This is a genomic window from Tritonibacter sp. SIMBA_163 (assembly GCF_046535935.1).
Lineage (GTDB): Bacteria > Pseudomonadota > Alphaproteobacteria > Rhodobacterales > Rhodobacteraceae > Epibacterium > Epibacterium scottomollicae.
The window spans coordinates 1-239 of the sequence record NZ_JAWJBP010001228.1 but is presented as its reverse complement, the minus strand read 5'-3'; the positions used below and the strand labels follow the sequence as shown (position 1 = coordinate 239).

The window sequence follows — 239 nt, the reverse complement described above, 5'->3', positions numbered from 1 at the left end:
ACTGGTCGCCAGCCTGCTCGACCCGGAGATGCGCCCGCGGCTGCGTCGACGGCTCACGCTCGCGGTGGTGCGCGGCTTTTCCGGCGCAGTGATGTGGTCGCCCTTCTTCGTCGGCATGGGCGTGATCCTGACCGTCGTCCCAGGCGTGTCATGGCTGCAGCTGGCCCCGGCGGGCTTGGTGATCGGCAGCGGCCTGGTGCTGGGCGCCTGGGCGCTCGACCGTGCCACCCGCGGCCCGC

Annotated in this window: 1 pseudogene; it reads left to right on the top strand. The window is 73.2% G+C overall.

The annotated features are described in order from the left end of the window. Positions 1-239 (top strand): annotated as a pseudogene (locus tag R0J92_RS26225) (hypothetical protein); the annotation flags it as partial.